Annotated in this window: 22 protein-coding genes; all 22 read left to right on the forward strand. The window is 29.1% G+C overall.

Going from position 1 to position 24651, the window contains the following annotated elements; translation table 11 throughout:
• The first annotated feature begins 1 nt into the window (after window position 1).
• The gene (locus CSPA_RS01920; RefSeq protein WP_015390533.1) at window positions 2–2464 is read left to right on the forward strand and encodes a condensation domain-containing protein; all 2463 of its coding nucleotides are present in this window, start codon (window positions 2–4) and stop codon (window positions 2462–2464) included.
• A gap of 24 nt (window positions 2465–2488) precedes the next feature.
• Window positions 2489–6319, forward strand: a complete 3831-nt coding sequence (locus CSPA_RS01925; RefSeq protein WP_015390534.1) for a condensation domain-containing protein — start codon at window positions 2489–2491, stop codon at window positions 6317–6319.
• A 458-nt stretch (window positions 6320–6777) separates the two neighbouring features.
• Window positions 6778–7380, forward strand: coding sequence for a 4'-phosphopantetheinyl transferase family protein (locus tag CSPA_RS01930; RefSeq protein ID WP_015390535.1), 603 nt, complete (start codon window positions 6778–6780; stop codon window positions 7378–7380).
• A 584-nt stretch (window positions 7381–7964) separates the two neighbouring features.
• The gene (locus tag CSPA_RS01935; protein ID WP_015390536.1) at window positions 7965–8564 is read left to right on the forward strand and encodes a hypothetical protein; all 600 of its coding nucleotides are present in this window, start codon (window positions 7965–7967) and stop codon (window positions 8562–8564) included.
• The gene (locus CSPA_RS01940) at window positions 8564–9988 is read left to right on the forward strand and encodes a phage tail protein (RefSeq protein ID WP_015390537.1); all 1425 of its coding nucleotides are present in this window, start codon (window positions 8564–8566) and stop codon (window positions 9986–9988) included. The genes CSPA_RS01935 and CSPA_RS01940 overlap by 1 nt, the downstream gene beginning before the upstream one ends.
• Before the next feature lie 26 nt (window positions 9989–10014).
• Window positions 10015–10611 (forward strand): hypothetical protein, encoded by a 597-nt coding sequence (locus tag CSPA_RS01945; RefSeq protein ID WP_015390538.1) that lies wholly within the window; start codon window positions 10015–10017, stop codon window positions 10609–10611.
• A gap of 22 nt (window positions 10612–10633) precedes the next feature.
• Window positions 10634–11161, forward strand: a complete 528-nt coding sequence (locus CSPA_RS01950; protein ID WP_015390539.1) for a hypothetical protein — start codon at window positions 10634–10636, stop codon at window positions 11159–11161.
• Window positions 11162–11183: 22 nt separating this feature from the next.
• The gene (locus CSPA_RS01955; RefSeq protein ID WP_015390540.1) at window positions 11184–11543 is read left to right on the forward strand and encodes a DUF4280 domain-containing protein; all 360 of its coding nucleotides are present in this window, start codon (window positions 11184–11186) and stop codon (window positions 11541–11543) included.
• Between the two features lie 25 nt (window positions 11544–11568).
• Entirely contained in the window at window positions 11569–13065 is a 1497-nt protein-coding gene (locus CSPA_RS01960; protein WP_015390541.1) for a type VI secretion system Vgr family protein, read from the forward strand.
• 1 nt (window position 13066) lies between these two features.
• Window positions 13067–14911 (forward strand): N-acetylmuramoyl-L-alanine amidase family protein, encoded by a 1845-nt coding sequence (locus tag CSPA_RS01965; RefSeq protein ID WP_015390542.1) that lies wholly within the window; start codon window positions 13067–13069, stop codon window positions 14909–14911.
• Between the two features lie 72 nt (window positions 14912–14983).
• Window positions 14984–15709 (forward strand): hypothetical protein, encoded by a 726-nt coding sequence (locus CSPA_RS01970; protein WP_015390543.1) that lies wholly within the window; start codon window positions 14984–14986, stop codon window positions 15707–15709.
• Window positions 15702–16232, forward strand: a complete 531-nt coding sequence (locus CSPA_RS01975; RefSeq protein WP_015390544.1) for a hypothetical protein — start codon at window positions 15702–15704, stop codon at window positions 16230–16232. The genes CSPA_RS01970 and CSPA_RS01975 overlap by 8 nt, the downstream gene beginning before the upstream one ends.
• Before the next feature lie 108 nt (window positions 16233–16340).
• Window positions 16341–16646 (forward strand): hypothetical protein, encoded by a 306-nt coding sequence (locus CSPA_RS01980; RefSeq protein ID WP_015390545.1) that lies wholly within the window; start codon window positions 16341–16343, stop codon window positions 16644–16646.
• Window positions 16647–16915: 269 nt separating this feature from the next.
• Window positions 16916–17134 carry a hypothetical protein gene (locus CSPA_RS01985; protein ID WP_241393351.1) on the forward strand — a complete coding sequence of 73 codons (219 nt, stop codon included), beginning with the start codon at window positions 16916–16918 and terminating at the stop codon, window positions 17132–17134.
• 12 nt (window positions 17135–17146) lie between these two features.
• A complete protein-coding gene (locus CSPA_RS01990; RefSeq protein WP_015390547.1) occupies window positions 17147–17677 on the forward strand; it encodes an imm11 family protein in 531 nt (176 codons plus the stop codon).
• 16 nt (window positions 17678–17693) lie between these two features.
• Complete coding sequence (locus tag CSPA_RS01995; protein WP_015390548.1) at window positions 17694–18074, forward strand: DUF4280 domain-containing protein; 381 nt, start codon at window positions 17694–17696, stop codon at window positions 18072–18074.
• Between the two features lie 25 nt (window positions 18075–18099).
• Complete coding sequence (locus CSPA_RS02000; RefSeq protein WP_015390549.1) at window positions 18100–19581, forward strand: contractile injection system protein, VgrG/Pvc8 family; 1482 nt, start codon at window positions 18100–18102, stop codon at window positions 19579–19581.
• Window position 19582: 1 nt separating this feature from the next.
• Entirely contained in the window at window positions 19583–21190 is a 1608-nt protein-coding gene (locus CSPA_RS02005; protein ID WP_015390550.1) for a polymorphic toxin-type HINT domain-containing protein, read from the forward strand.
• A complete protein-coding gene (locus CSPA_RS02010; protein WP_157228428.1) occupies window positions 21180–21779 on the forward strand; it encodes a hypothetical protein in 600 nt (199 codons plus the stop codon). The genes CSPA_RS02005 and CSPA_RS02010 overlap by 11 nt, the downstream gene beginning before the upstream one ends.
• A gap of 411 nt (window positions 21780–22190) precedes the next feature.
• The gene (locus CSPA_RS02015) at window positions 22191–22787 is read left to right on the forward strand and encodes a hypothetical protein (RefSeq protein ID WP_015390552.1); all 597 of its coding nucleotides are present in this window, start codon (window positions 22191–22193) and stop codon (window positions 22785–22787) included.
• A 10-nt stretch (window positions 22788–22797) separates the two neighbouring features.
• Entirely contained in the window at window positions 22798–23280 is a 483-nt protein-coding gene (locus tag CSPA_RS02020; protein WP_015390553.1) for a hypothetical protein, read from the forward strand.
• A 477-nt stretch (window positions 23281–23757) separates the two neighbouring features.
• Window positions 23758–24651 (forward strand): hypothetical protein, encoded by an 894-nt coding sequence (locus tag CSPA_RS02025; protein ID WP_015390554.1) that lies wholly within the window; start codon window positions 23758–23760, stop codon window positions 24649–24651.

The following is a 24651-nucleotide window of genomic DNA, read 5'->3' on the forward strand; positions in this document are numbered from 1 at the left end:
TATGAACTTGCTAGAGAAGATTAACGGTTTATCAGAAGAAAAAAAGAAAAAATTCATAGATACAATAAAAGAGAGAGGATCAGAGTTTGGAATATATCCCTTAGCAAATAATCAAACTGGTATGTGGTGTGTATATAAAACAGATATTGGAAGAGAAAATCCATTTTATAATGCTGCATTTAAAATTGAATTTAAAGATAATGTAGGACATGAAAGAATAAAATCGGCAATACAGCAGTTATGGGATACTCAAGATGTTTTTTCTTTTAAATATATAGAACTAGATGGTGTACCATATCAGTATTTTGATAAGGATAGTAAGCCGGTGATTGAAGAAGTTGACATTTCGGATACATCAAAAGATGAAATTGAAAAAATACTTCAGGAAAAAGAATTAGAGTTTACGCTGAGGAATTTTAACCTTTTTGAAGAAAATCCTATAAAATTTCAGATTGTAAAAATTAATAAGGATTATGAAGTACTGTTCTTATCAGTGCATCATATAATTAGTGATGGATGGTCTGATGGTGTCATATGTAAGACAATTATGGATGGATATGCTGGTATAAAGCAAGAAAAAACTTCATACCAGTATGCAAATCATATTGTTAGTGAAAAAACTAAAAGAATGCAAAATAAATTAAAAAATAATATTTCATTTTGGAAAGAAAAATTAAGTGATTCAGAACATTTTTTAGATTTACCTACAGTATATAGTAGATCTAGTGATAGAGAAAAAAGATCTGATATGGTTACTTTTCCATTAGATAAAGAAACAACTCAAAAACTTAAAAATATTGTAAAAGAAACTCAAAGTAATCTTCACGCGGTTCTTTTAAGTCTTTTTTCTATAGTTATAACTAGATATGCTAATAAATCTTCAATGAATGTAGGTACAACTCTTGCAAATAGAGATGATTTAAGAACTGTTAATTTAGTAGGAGATTTTGCATCGGTTGTTATTATGCCAGTTGAATGTAATGAAAATAGCTCTATAATTGATGGAATGGAAACAGTAAGAGATTTAATGTTTCAAAGCATGGACCATTCTAATGTTATTTTAAGTGATATTATAGAAAATGTTCCTTTTCAACGTTTTGATAATGTACATCCTTTATATCAAGTTATTTTTGCAGTTCATAGCAAAAAATTGCTTAAAGGATGTGCAGAAGGTGAAATGATACCTGTTAACGGAAGTAGTGCTATAATGCATACTTTAAAACGTAATAATGCAAATGATTATAAGCTTGATATGTGTATGATAATATGGGACAACGGCGAAGATTTGGAATTGCAGGTTGAATATTCAACTAAGTTATTTTCAGCAGAAAGAGTTACCAATATAGCTAAGGCTTTTATACATGTAATTCATGAAGCTGTATCAAATGTAAACCAAAAAGTATTTGATTGTAAATTAGTGGAGGTAGAGAAATTAAAGGAAAGATTTAAAGAACTTCAGATCAAATATACTCCTAAAAAGTTATTAGATAAAGTTAATATTTTAGAAGAGAATATCGCTGTTATTAATTCTGAAATGGCATTACTTGACATATCAAAACATTCAGTTCCTATTGGTTTTGAAGGTGATATATATTTCAAACAAAATGGTGAGTGGTATGCAACTGGTGAAAGAGCATGCGTAGATGAAAATGGTGATTTTAGTATTATAGAATATAAATCAAGAGTAATAGAATTTAATAATAAAATTATTGATTTAAGAGAGTCAGAGAAAAACTTAAAAGAAAAGTTTGACTTCGCATTTTGTGAACTTAATTACGATAAAAATAAAAATTTAATATTATATTATGATGGAAATTCAGAAATCACTAAGAACAGTGTTATAGAGTGTATTGGAATTATACCTACAATAATATATAAGACAAAAGAGAGTAATTCAAATAAGATATTAAATAATGTGAAGAATATTACATCAGCAGTAAAGGAACTTTCATTAAATTCTAACGTTAAAGATATAGCAGTTATACAACAGGTGAATGGAGAAATATTTGACATTATTTTTAGTACCAAAAATGGTGAAAAACTCAGTGAAGATATGATCCAAGCTATTTATAAGAACAATAAAAGTGAAAGCATAATATTTAAATACTGTAAAGATATGCCTAATAATGGAGATAACACACTTAATAATGAAAATAGCTTCGAAGATTTAATTGTATATTATAAAGAAAAAATAAGTAATACAGAAAAAAAGATTACTGATATTTGGAGAAAAATCCTTGGAGACGATAGTGAATTTGGACTTTATGATAAATTTTTTGAGGTAGGTGGAAGTTCAATAAAGATTATTAAAATGCTTAATATGATTAATAAAGAGTTTAACATGAAGGTTAACATTGCAGAACTTTTTGATTGCAATACAATAAGTGAAATTTCAGAACGTTTGGATAAAAAGTATTTATTATTAGATGAAAAGAAAAATGAAGTAGAAATCTTAAAATTTTAAATATAAAAAGGAGGTTTGCGTTATATGAGAAAGTTTGAAAAGGTAGCGATAGTAGGTATAAGTGGAAAATTTCCTGGAGCAGAAAGCATTGATGATTTAGATAGAATTTATTCTAATAAAATAGATTGTATAAAGCCTTTCAGTGAGAGGAGAAAAGAGTTATTAAAGCTTGATAAAACAAAGAAGTATTTTGATGTAGCATATCTTGATGGAGTTGAGTATTTCGATTATGATTTTTTTAATATATCGAGACAAGAAGCGGCATGTATGGATCCACAACAAAAAATGCTTTTGGAATTAGCCTGTGAAGCAATTGAAGATGCAGGTTATAGCCTTAAATCAGCGAGAGGAAGTAAAACATCAATAATTTTAGGTGCACATAATAGTCATTTTTTTGATGATTATCTAGAAGAGTCATCTGGTTTTGCTGCGATTGGAAACTTTTTAGATACATTAGCAGGAAGGATTGCTTATTGTTTAGACTTACATGGACAGGCATCTATAGTTGAGACTGCATGTTCATCTTCATTATATGCTGTATATGAAGCATGCCTTAGATTAAATGCGGGAGAGGCAGATATGGCACTAGCAGGAGGAATTACACTTGAATTTAGGGCCAAATATGATGATTTTGCAGAACAAGATGTTCTTGGTATAATATCACCACGTGCAAGATGTAAAACATTTGATGAAGAGGCAGATGGAATAAACCTTGGAGAAGGTGCAGGACTTGTTTTGCTTAAAAGATATGAAGATGCTATTCGTGATAAAGATTCAATTTATGCTGTTATAAGATCAGTATCTTCAAATCAGGATGGAGCAAGATCAAACAGTTTAGCAGCTCCAAGTTCAGCAGCACAATGTGAAGTTATGATCGATGCATGGGAAAAAGCAGATTTAAATCCTGAAGATATAGGATATTTTGAAGCACACGGAACAGGAACAAAGATTGGAGATCCAATTGAAGTATTAGGTATTACAGAAGCATTTAGAAAGTATACAGATAAGAAACAATTTTGTCCAATTGGTAGTCTTAAAACCAATATATCTCATTTAGGTTCAGCAGCAGGAATTTCAAGTGTCTTAAAGGGAGTTTTATCATTAAAAAACAATAAGAAATATCCACTATGTAATTTGGAAAAAATAAATAGCTTGATAGATTTTAATAACTCGCCTGTATATCCTATTACAGAAGTTGAAAGATGGGATGAAAATAAACCTAAAATAATGGCCATGAGCGGACTTGGTGTAAGCGGCACTAATGTACATCTTGTATTAGAAGATAATAAACTAAAGTTTGATAAAGCTGATGATGAAAGTGAATATTTTGTTACAATTAGTGGAAAGACTTCAGATATAATAGATGATTATAAGGAAATCTTAAAAGAAAGTACTGAAAACTATTCACTAGGGGATATATGTTATACATTAAATGCTGGAAGAAATGATTATGAATTCCGTACATCTGCGAAAGTAAAAAATAAAAAAGAATTTTTAGATTTTCTTAGTACAAAGACAGCAGTTTCACAAATAGAAGAAAATAAATTATTGTTTTTAATATCTGGAGATAATGTATTTAGCGAACAAGAAGTAAAAATACTAAAAGAAAAATATCCAGTATTTAAAAAAGTATACGAAGAGTTATATAATGAAATGTCTATTAAAAATGAAAAAATATTAAAAGTATTATGTTATGTTGCCATGTATCAGCAGCTAATTGAATGGGGAATAACTCCTGATAAAATAATTGGAACAGGCCTTGGAAATATCGTTGTTGATTATGTAACGAATAACATCGCTTTAAGTGATTTAGAAATAGAAATAAACAAGGCCGAATATAATGAGTTTAATCAAATTGCATTTGAAAATTATATTGAATCACTTAATAAATCTGAAAAAAATAGTCTTGTATTGGTTGAACTTGGTAAAAGCGGAAAAATGACTGACTGTTTAAAGGAAAAAAACAATCATAAATCATTAAAGATTTTTAATATGTATAATAGTATTGATACATCTATGTTAGATACATTATCATCATTGTATGATATTGGTATAAACATTGATTGGAATAAGTATTACAGTGCTAAAGGAAATGTTAAAGTGCACATTGCTACATATCCATTTAGGAAAACATTAGCATGGCCAAAATCTATTATATCTAGTATACAACAGAAAAAGAATGGAATTGAAGTTGATACGACTCTAGAATTAAAAGAGTTTTTGAGAAATCTTTGGTGTAAAGAGCTTGATATTGAAGAAATTAATGATGATGATGATTTCTTTGATCTTGGAGCAAATTCATTAATGACAATGAATATTGACAGTATTATATATAAAAGAACTGGTGTTAAATTAGATTTCGATGATTTTTACACATATGCAACAATAAATGATCTAGAAAAATATTTGAAGAGTAAGTGTAAGTTTAACAATAGTACTAATCAAGCTGAAAATAGTATTAGTAATGAAATTATTAGAATTGAGCGAAAAGATCTTATGAAGGTTTCTTATAATCAAAGAAGAATGCTTTATACACTTGAAACAGTAGAAAACTCTTCGTTGTATAATATGCCATTTGTTTTTAAGATAGAAGGGAATTTAGATAAACAGTCATTTATTAATAGTTTAAAACAAGTTGTCCGAAGACATGAAATTTTTCATACTATATATGAAAAGAAGGATGGAGAGTATTATCAAAAAATATTAAATGAATATACTTTTGAACCTGAATTCGAAGATAGAAGAGGAATTTTTACTGAAGATATATTAGAGAATTTAAGAAATTGCATTAATCATAAATTTGACTTATTTAGTGAAATTCCTGTATATAGTAAAGTGATTCAAGCATCAGACAATGAATATTTGTGGTTTATAAATATGCATCATATTGTTGCTGATGGATCATCATTAGCTGTATTTAATAAAGATTTAGCATTATGTTATGATCAATATACTAAAGGAAATACAGATTATGAGCTTCCAGAGTTGGATATTCAATATGCTGATTTTTCCGAATGGGAACATAATTTTATTAATAGTGAGAAATCAAAAAAGCAGCTTGAATTCTGGAAAACAGAATTACACAATGTCAAGGGAATATTAAACTTCCCACTTGATAAAGAACGTCCGTCAATACAGACATTTAATGGAAGTAAAATAGATTTTAGATTAGATGAAGAATTATCAGCTATGTGCAAAGAATATTGCAAAGATAATAATGTATCACTATACATGCTTTTAGAAACAATCTATGCAATTGAATTATATAGATATAGTAATGATAATGATGTATGTATTGGCAGCCCTATGTCAAATAGACGTAATGAAAGTCTAAGGGATATAATTGGCTTTATTGCTAATACTATTGTTATTAGGAATAAAATAAATCCAGATGAGTCTTTCAAAGAAACACTACTAAGAAACAAAGAAAATATTTCAACAATATACTCAAATATTGAACTGCCTTATGAAGAAATTATTACTAATATTAAATTTGAACGTAATATATCGTATTCGCCACTTATACAATATATGTTTGTATTGCAAAATTTTAATGGAATTGATTTTGAATTTTGTGATTTGAAAATGAAGTACATTGAGTTAAATACCTTATCTTCAATGTTTGAAATGACTATGATGTTATATGAGAATAAAAATACCATTTCTGGTATGCTTGAGTATAATACAGATTTATTTAATCAATCTACTATCAATAAATTTATTAATACATATAAATTTATGATAAAATATATTCTTAATAATGATGAAGTAACTTTAGATAATATACTATTAAGTGAAGAAATAGATAGTAATTATATTGATACTAGAGATAAAAGAGAAGATTTTTCCTTTTAAGTGTAAGCGTCAAAATTTTGGGGAATGTAGCTAAATTTGTGTAAAACAAATCTACTACATTCTTTTTTTTGTATTGTTTGATGGTAAACGATAGACAGGTTCTTTCCAAAGTTTGTTGATTCAGAAGTGCATCCTTTCATATTATACTTTTTGTTATTTAAGTGTCTACGCTTTCATACTAACACAATGAAGTACATGTTCACGTATAAGCAAATAATGAAGTTTAATGTAAGTATAGAAATAATATGAAATTTTGGTTTAAGTTAATTATTAACATAAAAAATGAAATTAATATATGAACTATAACAGATAAAATATTAATTTTATGTTTAATTAAAAAATGGTATAATTGTATTATATTACATGCAGAATTGCATTTTAATACAAATAATTAAAGTATTATGTAATAAATTTTGGAGGAGAATGACTAATGGTTTAATTAGTCACTAATTGTATATATGAGAATAGTAAAGCATAAGGTAGATTTTAATTTGAGCAAAGAAAAATTTAATTATTGCCTAAATTATATAAGTGAGGAAGAAAAAGATAAGATACTAAGATATAAAAAGTATGAGGATTCTTTAAGATCACTATATGGTAAATTAATTCTTAATAATATGTTGGGTTTAAATAGAATAGAGTTTAAATATAATAAATGGAAAAAACCTGAACTTATAGATAATAGTAAAATACATTTTAATATTTCACATTCTGGAGAGTGGGTAGTTGTTGGGGTTGCAACAAAGCCAATTGGTGTTGACATACAAAAGATTGGCAAAATTGATTTATCAATTGCGAAAAGTTATTTTTCTAAAGATGAGAATGAATATATCTTATCTTTACCACAAAGTAGGCGAAACGATGCTTTTTTTATGTTATGGACTCTTAAGGAAGCTTTTATAAAAGCCAAGGGAATGGGATTATATATGCCATTAGATTCATTTACTATAAAAATGTTAGATGATAAACCTGTATTATATAGTGATAAAAATGAGGCATGTGAATTATCTGTTGAAAAAGTAGAAGAAAATTATTTTATGGCAGTATGTGTATTAACATAATAAATCTAAAGTTAATAACATGAATGAAATTATAAATTTAATTGAAAATACTTTATTGTAAAGTGTGCAGGTTATTACAAGGAAGTTTGATTTAATAATGAAATATCTTCAAATATGGAAATATATAAAGAGTGGAATAAATTTATTAAATAGGTATTGTAATTTCCATTTATTCTTTGAAGAACTTATTTTAGCTAAATCAAGAGAATATAGACAACCAATATAGATATCTTTGAGTTCAATTGTTTCACCATCGGCTAATGGTTTTATAATTTCAAAGATGTCTATATTTTTATATTCACTTTTAATATTCATAACAGCTTATTGAATAATTTGATTGTTTTAAATAATTATTATTAGAGTGAATCGCATATAGGTTTTTATAATTTATATGAATATTTACTACCAATAATAAAAAATCGGTTGAAAAATATAAATTATATACTTTAGTATAATATACAAAATTATGAAAAATAGTATAACTTATAAATATGTAGATTTTTTTGGGGAATTGAATGAAATGATTAGTTAAGGTGAAAAAGTAGTATTTCTATAAAATTTTAATTTATTGGGAGGGAAAAAGTATGGCAGAAAGGGTAGATGAAAAAATACTGGATTTTATAAATGAGGCAGAAAAAGCTGAAGCTAGAAGAGATATTAAGAATGGACCGATAAAAATTGTAGACAGATATTATGAATTTGAAGAAAAAGATTTCTTTGATGAGAAATTAAAGCTGTTTATTCCAAAAGATTTTGAAGATATGCCAGAAGAAATTAGCGATTTAAAGTATTCAGCTCAAAATAAGCCAGACATTATAAAATGCAATGAAAATGGAAGTGTTTACTTTGCACTAAAGATTATAGACAAACCTTTAGAGGAAAATAAGGTAGAAGAATTAAAAAATGAAATGAAAGAAGCAATAAAGAACACTAATCCAATAAATGTTTTTTATGAAGATGGAGTTTTAGAAGTTGATTCTAAAAATGTAGGGTTTCTTGAATTTAAGAGCTATGGAGCAGATGGACCTTTATGCAGTTTAATGTTTTTTCTTGAATTTGAAGGTGAAATATTAATGGGAACTTTTAGTTGTCCATATGAGGAATACGGAGAATGGAGAGAAATTGTGTTTCATGTTATTAATACCATACAAATAATAAAAGGAGAAAAGGGAGATGAAAATTAATGAGTGAGGGATATGTATTTACACAAGGGGATATTAAAATAGCACCATATGAATTTCAAAAGATTAAAGAACTTAAAATAATAAGAGAATTAAATGAGCATGCAAAACTTTTTATAAGTGGAATCATAAGTGATGAAAACATAGATAAGTATGTTGAAGAAGCAAGTGCAGAAGAAATTATTAAAGTATCTGCAAAAGATGATGAAAATAATGAAGTTACTTTATTTGAAGGAATAGTTACAAAGGTAGGAATAAAAGCAAGTAATGATGTGAGAACCTTAGAAATAGAGGCTTTAAGTAAAACCTTTCTAATGGATATAAAGAAAATTAATAACTCATATCAAAATAAAAAGCTAACTTATGAAGAAATTTTTGAACAGAAAAATAGTAGTTATGGTGATGCTATTATGGTGGACAATGTTACTAATAACACTAAAATTGATGAATTTATTGTTCAATATAAAGAAACAGATTGGGAGTTTTTAAAAAGATTAGCTTCATATTTCAATATGGCATTAGTACCTGAATGTCAGAGAGAAGGAATAAAATATTCCATAGGTGGAGCTGGAATAACAAAGGTTCATGAGATTAATGAATTTAATTATTCAATACAAAAAGGCTTACAAGAATATAATGATAAAGCTTCAAATGAAGATTATGAATTAGATGATATAAATCTAATAAGTTATGAGGTTGTAACTAATCAAATAATAGGGTTATATAATAAAGTTAATTTTAAAGGAAGAAACCTTTTGGTACATAAATGTGAAATTAAAATGGTTGGAGGAGTTCTTTCAAACAAATACATACTAAGAGACGAAAATGGAATGAAAGTTAAAAAACTTTATAATGATAAGATAGTTGGAATTTCACTTCAAGGAAGAGTATTAGATGTTCAAAGAGATAAAGTAAAAGTTTCCTTAGAAATAGATGGTAGTCCAAAGGATAGTGGAAAGGCAAGATGGTTTGAATTTGCAACAATATTTTCACAACCAGATGGTACAGGCTGGTACTGTATGCCTGAAATTAAAGATGTAGTTAGATTATATTTTCCAGATAATGAAGAAAAGACTGCATATGTTGTTAGTTCAATGCATTATGATGCTGTGAGTTCAAGTAAGAGAAGTAATCCGAGTATAAAAAGTATAAGTACAAAATATGGAAAAGAAATCATTATGAGTCCAGGTTCTGTAGAAATAATAGGAAATGGAAATCTTCTTATGAAAATGTCTGATGATGGTGGAATAGAAGTAAATAGTAATAAAAAAATAATACTAGATGCTAAAGATGACATAGAAATTACTGGTGGAGCTAAAATTCAAATTAAGGGTAATAAGGGAATTAAATTAACTCAAGCAGATGCAAGTATATTAATAAAAGATGAGATAACAATGAGTGGAGCAAAAGTAAATGTTCAAGATTAAGAAGTAATTTTGCAGGAGTTAAAGAGATGATAATAAAAGCTGATAAAAATAAAGTATTAAAAGAATTTCAAGAAAAATATTTAGAAGATAGCTATAAAGATAATTTTAATAAAATTGTAAAAAGCTATGATGCTGACGAGGAAAGCATAAAAGAAAAATTAGCTTCCGCTTTTAACATGGTTTGCAAAGAGGCTATTTCGCTTCAGGAAAAAAAATTAAAAGGTGAAATAATGTATGTTTATTTTTCCATGCTTAGAACAAAACTTCTCGAAAATAAGGGACACTGGAGAGTTGATTTATATGATGAGAAGTGGTTTTTAGATAAAGAAGAATGCATGATAGATATAGATTTTGGCTTTATTTATGAACCGTTATTTACTCATATGAAGGAACTTTCGGAGAAGAAAAAAGAGTACTTAAGAGTTATTAAAGAAAAAGATTTAGAAGATATAAAGCTTAAAGAAGCAAATAAGTATCACGGAATAGCTTTAAATATAATAAAAGCAGAACTGCAAAATTTCTTAGAAAGTCCTGCATACATAGAAATGAAAAAGAAAAAAGAAATATTTATTATGGCAGGAGAATATATGGATTCTGCTATTCAGATAAATCTTGAAAATTAGGGTTTAGTAGAGAGGAAAGAGTATGGATTATTTTTTGCTAAAACAAGCTGACGAATATACAAATGTACCATTGTTATTAGATGTTTATAAAAAGGTAGATGTTAGAAATATAAATTTAGTAAATGCTCATAAGCTTGAGGAAGTTATTATTTTTAATGTTAAATGTACTGAGGATAGTGAGTTTTTAGACATTTTGGATAGAAATTTATTTCTTATTTCTGAAAATATGAAGAAAATAATTGGAAAGTACGATCCAGGGATTATATTTAAGACTATTCCTCTTATAGATTTAGAAAATGGGAAACAGGGAAATTATTGTTTGCCAATATTTCAAGAGCTTGAATGCTTAAGTGAAAAGGCAGAACTTAATTTAAATAAGACCGTAGTTAAAAAGATTATCTTAGATAAAAGCAAAATTAATGGAAAGAAAATTTTCAAAATAAAAGAAAGTGAAAAAACCTTGATTGTAGTGAGATTGGATGTTGCTGAAAGTCTTCTTAGAAGAGAATTTAAAGGGATAAGCCTAGAAAGATTAGAAATAGATAGTTAAATAAAAAGGGGAGCTGATAAAGTTGATAGGAAGTGCTGCTTATGTAGTCAGAGGAGCAAGAATGGTATGCAATAAAGGAACTGAAATAACAAGAATAAATCTGCCAGCTAGTCATGGGTCATATTCAAAAGGAAATCCAATAATGATTGAAAGTGATAATGTAGTTGGACCCAACATAAGTGAATTTGGAATATGCAGTGGAGCATGTCCATCAAATGGAAGCAATGAAAAAACGAAAAGGTGCCAAATAAGGATATTGAACAAGTGGTTAAATGCTAAAGAAGATACATTAATTGATGGTGGGGCAGCGTTAACTACAGCATCAATTTTAATATGTGCTTATGGAGGAGTAATAAGATTTATTACAGATGGACAAGAGTAGGTAAAAGTATGGGAGGGAAAATTAGATGGGAGAAATTCATAAACTTAGGGTAAAATCGCCCTATGAGTTAATGAAGCTTGTAGATATAAAAATAGAAAATAAGCCTAATAAACATGGTTATTTATATTTAAAAGGGTTGATCGAAGATAATATAAATTTTGATGCTGCCATTAAAGCTTCCACAAAAGATGAAATAAGCGTTTATGAAGAAATGGGAGCTGCAAGTGATGAAGAAACCTTAAACATAAATCAAGCTGATGAAAGAAATAGCAGAAGGTTATTTTCGGGAATAGTTCAAAATATTAAAACCACAAACGAAAATGGAATTTACTATATAGAAATTCAAGCTTTAACTTCAAGTTCAAAATTAGATATAAAGGAAAAAAGCAGATCATTTCAAAATGTTAATATGACTTATGATGACTTAATAAAAGAAATAATAAAGGATTATTCAGGTTTTACCTTTACGCAAAATGCAGGAAGTGGACAAAAAATAAATAAACCTTTATTTCAATATAAGGAAACAGATTGGAAGTTTTTAAAGAGAATTGCCAGTGAATTAAATTCAGAATTATATTGCGATATAATAAATTCTAATTATTTGTTTAATTTTGGAATAGCTTATAATAAGAATTATGAAATAGACGATAATATAGAGTACAATGCTTTTAAAGATATAAGAAGTTTTTATAAAGCTGGAGGAAAAAATGCAGGATATGCTGATACAGATTTTTTCTATTATGAGGTAGAGAAAAAGGATGTCTTTGAAATAAATGCAGAAATTAAATATAAACAAAAGAATCTATATGTAAGAGAATATGAAGCTTATAAAAATAATGAAGAAATATTTTATAAGTACAAGCTATGTGTGAAAAAGGGAAAATGGCAAGGGGAAATTAAAAATAAAGCCTTAAAAGGAGTAACCCTTGAAGGAAAAGTAATAGCAGTCCAAAAGGAACAGGTGAAGCTTCATTTAAATATAGATGAAAAGCAGGAAGACAGTACTGCTTACTGGTTTAACTATAGACCACCATCAGTAAACATAATGTATTCAATGCCATTAGTAGGAGAAAGCGTGAAGCTTTATTTCCCAAATGAAAACAGTGAGATTCCAATTGTTACAGGGTGCATTAGGAAAAATGGAGAAACTTGTGCACAAACAGCAGAGCCAGAAAATAGATATCTTCAAACAGAGCATGGCAACGAAATAGCTATGTTACCAGAGGTTTTAAGTATAAAAGCTGGAAAAAGAAAAACTTTAAGTATAACCTTTAATGATAAGACAGGGGTTCATCTTAAAAGTCACAAAGGATTAAAGCTAAATGCAGATGAAGAAATAATAATAAAAACACGTAAGAGAGTGAAAATAAAAGCTCATAGTCAACTCGTACTGATTAAAAGGAATAAATCCCATGGGGTCTCAATAGATGGGGATATAAACATAAAAGGAAATAATGTAATAATGAATGGAAGTAGTAGAGAAGCTTATGCACCTCTTATAGAAATGGGAGGTGGAAGATAATATGAGTGATAATCAAAATGGATGGGTAAAGGATGGAGCATGGTACTATTATTCTGATGGTGAAGTGACTACAGGTTGGAAACAAATAGATGGAGACTGGTACTATTTTAACTCGCCTGGAGGCTCAATGGGTTGGAGTAAAGTAGTTGGTAATTATTATTTGGGTTCAGATGGTAGAATGGTAACCAACGAAGGCTGGCAACAAGACGAAAAGGGCGTATATTATTATGTAGGGGCCAATGAAAAAGTATTTAGAGGGTGGAAACAAGTAGGTGACTACTGGTATTATTTTTATGATGATGCATCTATGGCTTGGGGAAGAACAGTTGATGATTGTTATTTGAATCTTGATGGTCAATGGGTAAGAAGTGAAGGCTGGCAAAAAAATGAGAAGGGTGTATATTATTATGTAGGGGCCAATGAAAGAGTCTTTAAAGGTTGGAATAAAGTAGGAAGTAAATTCTATTATTTTAATGAGCCTGGTGGATCTATGACATGGGATAACACTATTGATGGATTTTATTTGAATGATGATGGTGAAATGACTAGTGGGACAGGATGGCTAAAAAATAATAACACTGGGGATTGGTACTATTATTCTGATGGAAGAATGAAAACAGGCTGGGTTCAATATGGCAATAGCTGGTACTATATGGATTCTGATGGGAAAATGGCAACTGGATGGAGAAAGGTAAATGGTTTTTGGTACTATCTTAATTCTACAGGTGAAATGGCAACAGGTTGGATAAATGATGGGAATGGGTGGTATTATTTATATGCTAATGGGTCAATGACATGGAATAATACAGTAGATGGTTATCATTTAGATAGCACAGGGAAAATGGTTACAGGTACAGGTTGGAAATATGTAGATAGCTGGTGGTATTATCTTAATGATGATAAAGTTGCTACTGGTTGGCTTTTTGATAAAGGTAATTGGTACTATTTATATCCAAAAGGATCGATGGCAAAAAGTACAACAATTGATGGGTGGAAAGTAGATAGTAGTGGTAAATGGATAGCTGATAAAGTTGCCAGTGGGGCTGATTTAAAATCAAGAATGCAAAGATTGCCAGGCGAGTCTACAGAATATGATCCTGATACAGGAGTGTATTTTGATCCAAATACTGGAGAAATTGAAGATTTAAGTACGTCATATTCTAAACTTCCAGGGGAAAATTTATATTATAAAACAGGTGAAAATAAAAAGTATTTTGATCCAGCTATATATAAACAATTCATAAATAAAAATGATTCAATTTATACTGATAAAACTGATGAAACTGATAATGATACTAGCTACAAAAAAGGGGATGGAAATTGGTTATACGATTTTGCATTGGATAATAATGTAAGCTTGGAAAGAGGAGATAAAAAAGAATTATCATTTAGCACCTTAGGAATAAAGCTTAAAGCTGAATTAAGCACTGTAATTCAAACAAATAGTTCTGCTCCAATTAATTTTACTGATGACGAGTGTCAAGTTTCTCTGCCAGATGGTTCTGAGGTTGATTTGAGTAAGAAGGGAGAATTAACAGCAAGTGAGTCAATAAGTGCTAAAGGTTACAAAGTACAAATAGGTTGCAAAATTGATTTGAAAGATAGTAGTGTTTTTTTAGCTTGCTCATATACTCCGAGAAAGTCAGGATCACCAAAAGTCGAATTAAAAATTAGTATTTCTATAAATAATATTGAAGCAATAACAATTGCAGCAGCTGGAGCAGCAATAACTATTGCAACTGATGGCATGGATTTGCCGGTCTTATTAGCTGCATTAGGAGAAGAGGCTTCAGGTGTCATATGGGCAATTGGCAGGATGTTAACAGTAGCAAAATTTGCTACATAAAAATATTATCAATAACTTGATGGTATATTTACAAAATAAGTTGAGGAAAAATATATAGATTGAAGGTGGAGTATGGAATTAGTAAATGTAAATGGAATTTTTATTATGATTTTGGTTATATATTTATTTATGGGTATAATAATATTTTTTATGCCAACATTTAGAATTATATATTTGAATATATTAATTAATAAAAATGATTTTGAAAAGTTTACAAAAACTGTGGACATGTATATTCGAAAATCAAAATCTGAAAAAAGAAAAAATATATACAAACTAAAAAAAATAAATGCAATGATGGAATTGAGAAAATGGAATGGAATTGAAAATGAGATTGATTTATTAGAAATAGATTTTTCAAATTATTCAATTGTTATGCTTTGTAATACAATTTTAAACTTATATATATTAAATAGAATTGAGGAAGGCAGAGCTATATTTGAGAAAATTCAAATGAAGCTGAATCAGCAAAAGGAAAAAATTAGAAATAATATTGCAATAAGAATATGTGATGCAATAAATAATTATTATAACAATGACTTTACAAAAAGTCGGAATGAATTGCAAGAATTACTTAAAGAAGAAATTAATCTTGGTAAGGCTAACTTCTATAAGAAAAATTTTAAAGCAAATATTTATTTTTATTTAGGGTTAATTTCTAAACATGAAAATGAAATTATTAAATGTAAGAGTTATTTGGAAAATGCAATTTCAACTTTTTATCCACAACAGTACACTCTTGTAATGAAAGCAACTGAAATAATTGATGAGATTTCTAAGGAGAAACAAAATGAATAAAAGGATATATATTTTAGGATTATTAATAATTATTGTGATGGGAATATTTTTTCAAGTAGGTTTTAGTGGTTATTATAGTACTCCGGAGGAAGCAATAAAGCATAGTGATTTTAGTGATGAACCTATGGAAAGTATTATTGATACTGTTTGGGTTAAAGAAGAACCTATTATTTTTTATATATCAACACAAGGAAATGTTTGTGAAATGGAGTTTAATAAAAAAGAAATATTCGCAAAGACTGGTTGGAGGTCAAAGAGTATAGGTATTTTACCAACAAAAACAATTAAACCTGAAGAAATTGCCCCAACAAGGATGGGTTCTGGAAAGAGTTCTGATGGAAAACCAAAAGTTGTATTTGGCATAACAAAGTCTCCAAAAGCTGAAACAATAAAAGTTAATGGAGAAGTTCCTAATTTTAAAAAATTTCAAATTCAGGATGAAGATTATGTATTATGGTATATTATCATTCAAACTGATGAATTGAACATTGATAAAGTTAAAATAAGATCAGATGAACAATAAGTGTTATAAAAAACGAATTTACTAAGAATATATTTTAGAGGAACTAAAAAATTCAATGAGTTCAGAATTGTTGTAAAAAAACTAGTAAGTCGATAAGGTGGTAGTAAAATGAAGTTTAAGAGCAGTATCATTAATATAATATTGGTTATAGTAGGTATTCTATTATCTACAAAGTTCTCAGCTTTTTATGAATGGGGAGTGGGCACTTTATTCTACTTTAGTAAAAAGGGAGATATGTTTCTTAGAATAATAAGTGTGGTTGGAATTATTCTAATTAATTTGATAATCACGCAAGGAATCATATTTTTTATATATAAAAAATTTAAGAAAAAGGCATTAGTAATTGTATCATTATATAATCTACTTTTAACTATTTTAATAGCAACAATGAATATAGCTCTGTTTTTTGGATAAAAATATTAGCATTACAAATTTCAAAAAGGAAATTTCAAACTATACAGTAGGTATAATGGTATTAAGCAAAGCAGTTAGTGGATGTTATACAGATTTAGATTAATAGTAACAATTAGATGATTTGTTAATATAGTGGATGACCTTATTTATAGCATAAAATAAAAATTAGGACTAACATGGGATAATTATGTTCTTTGTTAGTCTTTTCTTATACTTAAAAATACTAACGAGGAATAAAAAATATATTGGGAATTCTTTTTATTAGATATATGTTATATGGAAGAACAATTAAAGAGAGAGATCTAAAGAACATAAAACTTAGAGAAGCAAATAAATATCATGGTTTAGTTGTAAATGTGATTGTAGATATATTAGAAGAGTTCTTAGAAGGTAGTGCATACCAAGAAATGAAAAAGAAAGAAGATATAGTGATTATGGCAGGAGAGTACATGGATGCTGCAATTAAGATATATCCTCAAAATAAGTAGGTAGGTAAAAATATGGATTATTTTTGGTTAAAGCGGGAAGAAGAATATACAAATACACCAAAGCTAATGGATATATTTAATACGATTGATGTTAGAAATATTAATTTATTAAATGCCCATAAAATTGATGATATTGTAATCTTTAATGTTAAATGCAATGAAAAAACAGAGTTCTTAGATATTTTAGATGAAAATTTATTTCTTATTTCAGAAGAAATGAAAAAAATAATTGAAAAGTATGACTCTGAAATTATATTTAAGACGATTCCATTGGTAGATTTAATAAATAAGAGACAGGAAAATTACTATATGCCAATCTTTGAAGAAATAGAATGTTTAAGTAAAAATGCAGAATTAAATTTAAATAAAACAGTAGTAAGAAAAATCATTTTAGATAAAGAAAAAATTAATGGTAAGAAGATATTTAAAATAAAAGAAAGCTCAAAAAGTTTGATAGTAGTGAGATTAGATGTAGCTGAAAGTCTGCTTAGAAGAGAATTTCAAGGAATGCATTTGGAAAGATTGGAAATTGAAGAAGAATAAATAGGAGATGGTTAAGGTGGCAACTGCATATGTAGTAAGGGGAGCTAAGATGAAATGTGATAAGGGAACGCATAAAAAGAAAATAAATCTTCCTGCAAGTCATGGAGCATATTCAAATGGAAATCCTATAATGAATGAAAGTGATAATGTGGTAGGGGAAAATATAAGTGATTTTGGAATCTGTAAGGGAGGATGCCCTTCAACTGGAAACATTACTTTAGTGAAAAAGAATGGAAGAACAGTAACAGGAAAGAAGTGCCAAGTGATGATATTAAAGGAATGGATGAATGCTCAGGGAGATACTTTAATTGGTGGAGCTCCTGCATTAACAACTGATTCGACTTTAATATGTGCTTATGGAGGAACAATAAAGTTTGTTACAGATGGACAAGCGTAAGTGATATGGAAAGGGAGGGAAAATAATGGGGGAAATTCATAAGTTAAGGGTAAAATCGCCTTATGAGTTAATGAAAATAGTAGATATAAAAATTGAAAATAGACCTAATGACCATGGATATTTATATTTAAAATGTTTAGTAGATGAAAAGATAAACTTTGATATTTCAATAAAAGCCTCCTCAGAGGATAAGATAATTGTTTATGAAGCTTTAAAAGCTGGAAATACTACTAATATTAATGAGGTTGATGAAGGAAATAGTAGAAGATTATTCAGTGGGATAGTTCAAAACGTTAGAACCTCAAATGATAGTGGACTTTATTATTTAGAAATTCAAGCTTTGACTTTAAGTATTAAATTAGATGTAAAGAAAAAGAGTAGATCCTTTCAAAATGTTGATATGACTTATGATAACTTGATAAATAGCGTGTTATTTGAATATACAGGTTATGGATTTACTCAATATACAGGAAAAGGGCAAAAAATAGGAAAGCCATTATTTCAATATAAGGAGACAGATTGGAATTTTTTAAAGAGAATTGCCAGTGAATTAAAATCAGAATTATATAGTGACATAATAAGCTCAAATTATTTGTTTAATTTTGGAATACCAACTTTACATAGCTATGAGTTAAAGTCTGATACAGAATACAGTGTTTTTAAAGATATTAAAAGTTTTAAAGAAGCTGGAGGATATGATTCTGGATATGGTGACACAGATTATTTTTATTATGAAATAGAAAAGAAAGCTATATTTGAAATTGGTTCAGAAATTAAATATAAGGACAAGGCTTTGTACGTTAGAGAATATGAAGCTTATAAAGAAAAAGAAGAAATTTTGTATAAATATAAGCTATGCAGAAAAAATGGAGTATGGCAGAGTCTAATTTATAATAGGCTTTTAAAAGGTGCTGAACTTGAAGGAATAGTTCTTGCAGTACAAGGAGAAGAGTTAAAGGTTCATTTAAATATAGACGAAAATCAAAGTGAAGCTGATGCCTATTGGTTTCCTTATTTACCACCATCAGTAAATATAATGTATTCAATGCCTTTGGCAGGAGAAAGTGTAAGACTTTACTTTCCAAATGAAAGTAGTGAAGCACCATTTGTTATAGGCTGCGTCAGAAAGAATGGAGATACTTGTGAAGGAACAGAAGATCCAGCAAGTAGATATTTCCATACAGAACATGGCAGTGAAATAGCTATGCTTCCAGGAGCTTTAAATATAATAGGGGGAAGTGAAGCGCCACTAAGTGTAACATTTGAAGATGAGACAGGTGCGACATTAACAAGTCCAAATGGATTAAGCCTAAATGCAGGTGGAGAAATAGTTATAAGTACACCTAATAATGTAAATATAAGTGCTCAAAGTCAAGTATTAATGACTAAAGGAAGTACAGAAAATGGAGTTTCAATAGAAGGAGAATTTCATGTTAAAGGCAGCGAGGTAATACTAAACGGAAACATTAATGAAGGTTATTCTCCTTTTGCGGATGGAGGGGAATAAGATGGGATTTGGTTTAGAAAGTTTGGCAAGTGCTGTTATGGGAGCTGTAGCTGAAGTAGCTGAAGCGGGAATAAAGATAGCTACAGAAGTAGCTGATGTTATAGCAGCACAAGCGGATATAGCGAATATTCTAGAAGATGGTCAGATTGATGAAGATGAACAGGATAGACTTTTAGATGACATAAATAAACTGATGGTTGGAGCATATTTATTAGGCGTTGGTTCATATTTAGCAGGAGTTGGTTCTATAAAGTTTGGGAGTGAAAGTGGTAGTAGTAAAGATTGTTCAGTAAGCAGTTGGGATGAGGATATTGATAGTTTACCTGAATATGATCCAATATCAGCTAGAATTACTGAAAATAAGGGAACAAGAGCTAAGAAAAAAGGTGTAAATGGGGAATACTTTGCAGGAAGAATTGATGAATTTGGGAATTTTATCCCAGATGATATACAAGGATTTACAAATATAGAAGTAAAAGAGGTTGATGAATCATCGCTTTCTCATAGAGCTTTGTGTGTGTTTGAAGGAATAGTAGGTCAGGCAGTAAATGATTTAAAGGACTTAAAGGAGGCAGTAATAGATCATCCATTTGATACAGCAATTAGTACTATTAGACTTTTCGGTGATCCACAATATTCTGGACAAGCAGCAGTCGCTATAGGTACAGAAATTTATAAATCATATGAAGATCAGGTAGTAAATGGAAATCAAAAATCTAAGGATCATTTTATTGGTCAAGCAATTTTTGAAATTGGAACTTTAGTAGCTGGTACAGCAGCAGGTAAGTTAGGTAAAATAAGTAAGGTGGGTGAAGGCGTTGAGGCGGCTAATGATATAAGTAAAGCAGGAAAGATGGGTAAAGTTGAAGAGGCTGTTGAGGGGGGAAGTAAAGCTGAATCTGAAATTTCTGGTGGAGTATGTTTTACAGAAGAGACGCTAGTTTTAACTAAAGATGGTCATAAACATATAAAAGATATTAAAATTGGTGATGAAGTTTACTCTCAGAATCAATATACAGGGGAAAAGGGATTAAAAAAAGTTACAGATATATTTGTAAATGAAACAGATAGACTTGTTCGCATTACTATTAAGGAAACTGAAATAAAAGCTACACCAACTCATCCATTTTGGGTTGTTGATAAAGGATGGGTGGTAGCAGAAGAATTGGAAGTTGGAGATAATGTACAACTTTATTCTGGAGAGGTAATTGAAATTACATCATTAAAATTTGAGTTGATAGGAGAATATATAAAAGTATATAATTTCGAAGTTGAAGAATGGCACACATATTATGTCTCAAATAGAGGGATTTTAGTGCATAACACGTGTAGTGAATATGTACCTAACAATCCAAAGTGGGTTGGAGCTGGCACAGATATGTGGACATGGGCAGAAGAAAATAATTATAAACTAAGTTTTGGTGGTGGAACTGATATAGGTAAAATGTTTGTTAGCAATAGCGAAGGTGAAGTTATAGGAGAAATTCATAGTGGGCAACTCATTGACCGTGGTGTTAATGCTGGAAAAGAAGTTCAAATACACTTTGAATACTATTTTGAAGGAACTACAAAAACAGATGATTCTTTACATTTGTATTTTGAAGATTAAGAAAGGATTTATAAAAATGAAAATATTAAAAGAGGAATTAGGATATGTCATCGAAAATTCACATGAAATAAAAAACAGTGAAGAAGTTGCAGATATATTAAGTTCATTTTTAGATGAAGATTCTTTACTGATTTTTAGTTGCGTTGATACTGAGTATTTTCTAAATAATTTGCAAAATGAAGATAAGAAGACACAAGAATTTTATAGAAAATTAATAGAGTTCAATAAGCGTAGAGGGCATGAAATATTAAGGGATGATGATGAAGAAAGGGAAAAAACGAATTTTATCAAAGAAAGGACGGTTTTTATAAATAATGAATCGAATTTGCCAGCACAATACCCTAGCGATAAAAGGAGAAGAACAATTTGGTATAAAACACTAAATAAATCCGAGATTATTAAGGCAATAAATATTGACCAATTATTCAAATGTATTGTATTAAAGAGAGGTAAAGATTTTTACGAATATAGTTATGCTATAAAGCAGTATGAAACTGAAGAAGGAAAGAATTTATTTATTACTGAAAAGAAAGTAGGTAATTTTGAAAAATATGTTTATCCAATAATATGTAAGAAAAATATTTTATAGAAAAACTGACTTAATAAAATTAGAAATATTTACTACAAAAAAATTCTATGTAAATAATGAATTGGTAAAAATATTTAGTTAATTGAATTGTATATAATATAAGTGAATACTTAATTCTAATTCTGTAGTAAGTTTGTAGTTTATTGTGTGAAAAAAATATGCTCTAAAAACAGTAAACAGCCATTAAAAAGAGGTGTGAATACCAGTTACTATAGAAACATAAGGTATTCAGTAAAAGCTTCTTTTGATGTCTGATTCAAGCTAATAGCAAAATTCCAATGGATGCTGTAACGGTATCTGCTGGAATTTTTCTTTCTAAGGTCTTACTTTTGAAGTGATTATGCAGATGCAAATGATGATGGAGAAATTGATGATGAAGATGCAGAAGAAATCCTTGAAAATGCATATAAGTTGCTGGTTGGGGCTTTCATAACTAAATTTGGAAGTGATTCATCAGGCAGTGATGATTGTTCTGTGAGCAGTTGGGATGGCTTTAAGAATTATGTTGAAGATAAAGCATCAGATGCATATAATGCTATCTTTAAAATTACTAATGTTGAAAAAGGTATTATGAATGAATCTGTAGAACATGGACAATTCTTTAATAAAGAAGGGGATATGATAGGAGATACTATAGTTGGAAATAAAAATTCAATAGATGTAAGTTCTTATCAAGATATAGCAAAGGATTCTATTTTTACTCATAATCATCCAACAGGTAGACAGTTTAGTTTGGAAGATATTCAAACTGCTACTGGATTTGATATGGCTGAAATAAGAGCCGTAACACCAGATGGAAAGGTATATAGGATGATACGTGGAAGTGAAGGGTGGAAAGTTACAGACCCACAATCTATAGCAATGGCACAAACAATGGCACAAACTGAGCTAAGAAGTGACCCAGTGGCTATGCAATTCTTTAAAGAAGGCAATCAGGATGCAGTTTGGAATATGATGTTTGAAAAAATTGCAAAAACTATTGGTGGAGAATATAAAGTTACAAATTAGGAGGAATAAAATGGATAAAAATTTTTTATATAAAAAAGCGTATCCTTTAGGAGTTATAGACGATACTGAGGAAGATGAACTTTCTTCTTGGTTTCTTGATGATTCAAGGGATGTACTTGAAAAGAAATTTCGAGAATGTGATTTTAATGATTTAATTATAGAATTAATAGATATTTTCAGAGGGGGAAGTCCTAACTATATACAGTTATCAATATTATTTGGTTTTGAAAGTACAGAAGAAATAAGTTTTAACAATACTACAAAAATTAGTTTTTACAAAATAAAGCGAAGTGATATAGATAAGATTGAAATGGATATAAAGAAGTTAAGCATTGATAAATCATTAGTACTTGATAAATTATATTTATATGTTAATAATTTATCTTCAATAGAAAAATTTACAAGGAAAATGGATAGTGTATGCTATGAAAAGAATCAAGGAATTATCATTCACGAAAATAAGTGTGATATAGTAATTCTTGAAGGAAAGTAAAGATTGAGCTTTATATAGGACTGCTATGCTATATGGTAACCAAGAAAAATGAAACTAAAAGAATTATGTTTCTATTCTTTGTTAATTTAACTGTAAAACTTAGGTTTTTCACTACAAAAAGCTTAAAATTATTATATACTTAGAAAAAACATAAGGTATACTGTAAAAGCTTCATTTGATGTCTGATACAAGCTGATAACAAAATTCCAATGGATACTGTAAAGGTATCTGTTGGAATTTTTCTATCTAAGGTTTAACGTTGGATACAATAGGAGATAGCTTGGTAGACGGTAATTAAGGATGCCTTGAAACCTTTCAGGGTATACGAATAACAAATAAAAGAGCCTGTGTGGTTTTATCCGATTTTCAGAAGTAGCGGATGTTATTTCAGCACAAGCGGATATAGCAAATATTCTAGAAGATGGTCAGATTGATGAAGATGAACAAGAGAGATTTTTAGATGACATACATAAACTGATGGTTGGAGCATATTTAGTAGGAGTTGGTTCTATAAAATTTGGGAGTGAAAGTGGTAGTAGTAGTGAAGATTGTTCAGTAAGCAGTTGGGATGAGGATATTGATAGTTTACCAGAATATGATCTAATATCAGCTAGAATTACTGAGAATAAGGGAACAAGAGCTAAGAAAAAAGGTGTAAATGGGGAATACTTTGCAGGAAGAATTGACGGATTTGGGAATTTTATCCCAGATGATATACAAGGATTTACAAATATAGAAGTAAAAGAGGTTGATGAATCATCGCTTTCTCATAGAGCTTTGTGTGTGTTTGAAGGAATAGTAGGTCAGGCAGTAAATGATTTAAAGGACTTAAAGGAGGCAGTAATAGATCATCCATTTGATACAGCAATTAGTACTATTAGACTTTTCGGTGATCCACAATATTCTGGACAAGCAGTAGTTGCTATAGGTAAAGAAATTTATAAATCATATGAAGATCAGGTAGTAAATGGAAATCAAAGATCTAAGGATAATTTTATTGGTCAAGCAATTTTTGAAATTGGAACTTTAGTAGCTGGTACAGCAGCTGGTAAGTTAGGTAAAATAAGTAAGGTGGGTGAAGGCGTTGAGGCGGCTGATGATATAAGTAAAGCAGGAAAGATGGGTAAAGTTGAAGAGGCTGTTGAGGGGGCAGGAAAAGCTAGAAATGTTGAAGAAAGTTCTGCATCTGACTCATATTTGTATCAAAAATATAAAGAATCATTGGTGAAAGATGATGTATTGAATAATTCTGAGGAAATTATAAAAGGCGCTAAATTAGGCGACAAAAAATTAATTGCTGAATTAACTAAGGATGGAAGCAATATTGAAGATTGGTCTAAAATGGAGTCAAAATATTCATATACAAATTAG

The sequence above is a fragment of the Clostridium saccharoperbutylacetonicum N1-4(HMT) genome, assembly GCF_000340885.1.
Lineage (GTDB): Bacteria > Bacillota > Clostridia > Clostridiales > Clostridiaceae > Clostridium > Clostridium saccharoperbutylacetonicum.

Bases quoted from the DNA above. Each gene is read 5' to 3' on its own strand.
- CSPA_RS01920 (WP_015390533.1), top strand. From the start codon at position 2: ATGAACTTGCTAGAGAAGATTAACGGTTTATCAGAAGAAAAAAAGAAA.
- CSPA_RS01925 (WP_015390534.1), top strand. From the start codon at position 2,489: ATGAGAAAGTTTGAAAAGGTAGCGATAGTAGGTATAAGTGGAAAATTT.
- CSPA_RS01930 (WP_015390535.1), top strand. From the start codon at position 6,778: ATGAGAATAGTAAAGCATAAGGTAGATTTTAATTTGAGCAAAGAAAAA.
- CSPA_RS01935 (WP_015390536.1), top strand. From the start codon at position 7,965: ATGGCAGAAAGGGTAGATGAAAAAATACTGGATTTTATAAATGAGGCA.
- CSPA_RS01940 (WP_015390537.1), top strand. From the start codon at position 8,564: ATGAGTGAGGGATATGTATTTACACAAGGGGATATTAAAATAGCACCA.
- CSPA_RS01945 (WP_015390538.1), top strand. From the start codon at position 10,015: ATGATAATAAAAGCTGATAAAAATAAAGTATTAAAAGAATTTCAAGAA.
- CSPA_RS01950 (WP_015390539.1), top strand. From the start codon at position 10,634: ATGGATTATTTTTTGCTAAAACAAGCTGACGAATATACAAATGTACCA.
- CSPA_RS01960 (WP_015390541.1), top strand. From the start codon at position 11,569: ATGGGAGAAATTCATAAACTTAGGGTAAAATCGCCCTATGAGTTAATG.
- CSPA_RS01965 (WP_015390542.1), top strand. From the start codon at position 13,067: ATGAGTGATAATCAAAATGGATGGGTAAAGGATGGAGCATGGTACTAT.
- CSPA_RS01970 (WP_015390543.1), top strand. From the start codon at position 14,984: ATGGAATTAGTAAATGTAAATGGAATTTTTATTATGATTTTGGTTATA.
- CSPA_RS01975 (WP_015390544.1), top strand. From the start codon at position 15,702: ATGAATAAAAGGATATATATTTTAGGATTATTAATAATTATTGTGATG.
- CSPA_RS01980 (WP_015390545.1), top strand. From the start codon at position 16,341: ATGAAGTTTAAGAGCAGTATCATTAATATAATATTGGTTATAGTAGGT.
- CSPA_RS01985 (WP_241393351.1), top strand. From the start codon at position 16,916: ATGTTATATGGAAGAACAATTAAAGAGAGAGATCTAAAGAACATAAAA.
- CSPA_RS01990 (WP_015390547.1), top strand. From the start codon at position 17,147: ATGGATTATTTTTGGTTAAAGCGGGAAGAAGAATATACAAATACACCA.
- CSPA_RS02000 (WP_015390549.1), top strand. From the start codon at position 18,100: ATGGGGGAAATTCATAAGTTAAGGGTAAAATCGCCTTATGAGTTAATG.
- CSPA_RS02005 (WP_015390550.1), top strand. From the start codon at position 19,583: ATGGGATTTGGTTTAGAAAGTTTGGCAAGTGCTGTTATGGGAGCTGTA.
- CSPA_RS02020 (WP_015390553.1), top strand. From the start codon at position 22,798: ATGGATAAAAATTTTTTATATAAAAAAGCGTATCCTTTAGGAGTTATA.
- CSPA_RS02025 (WP_015390554.1), top strand. From the start codon at position 23,758: ATGGTTGGAGCATATTTAGTAGGAGTTGGTTCTATAAAATTTGGGAGT.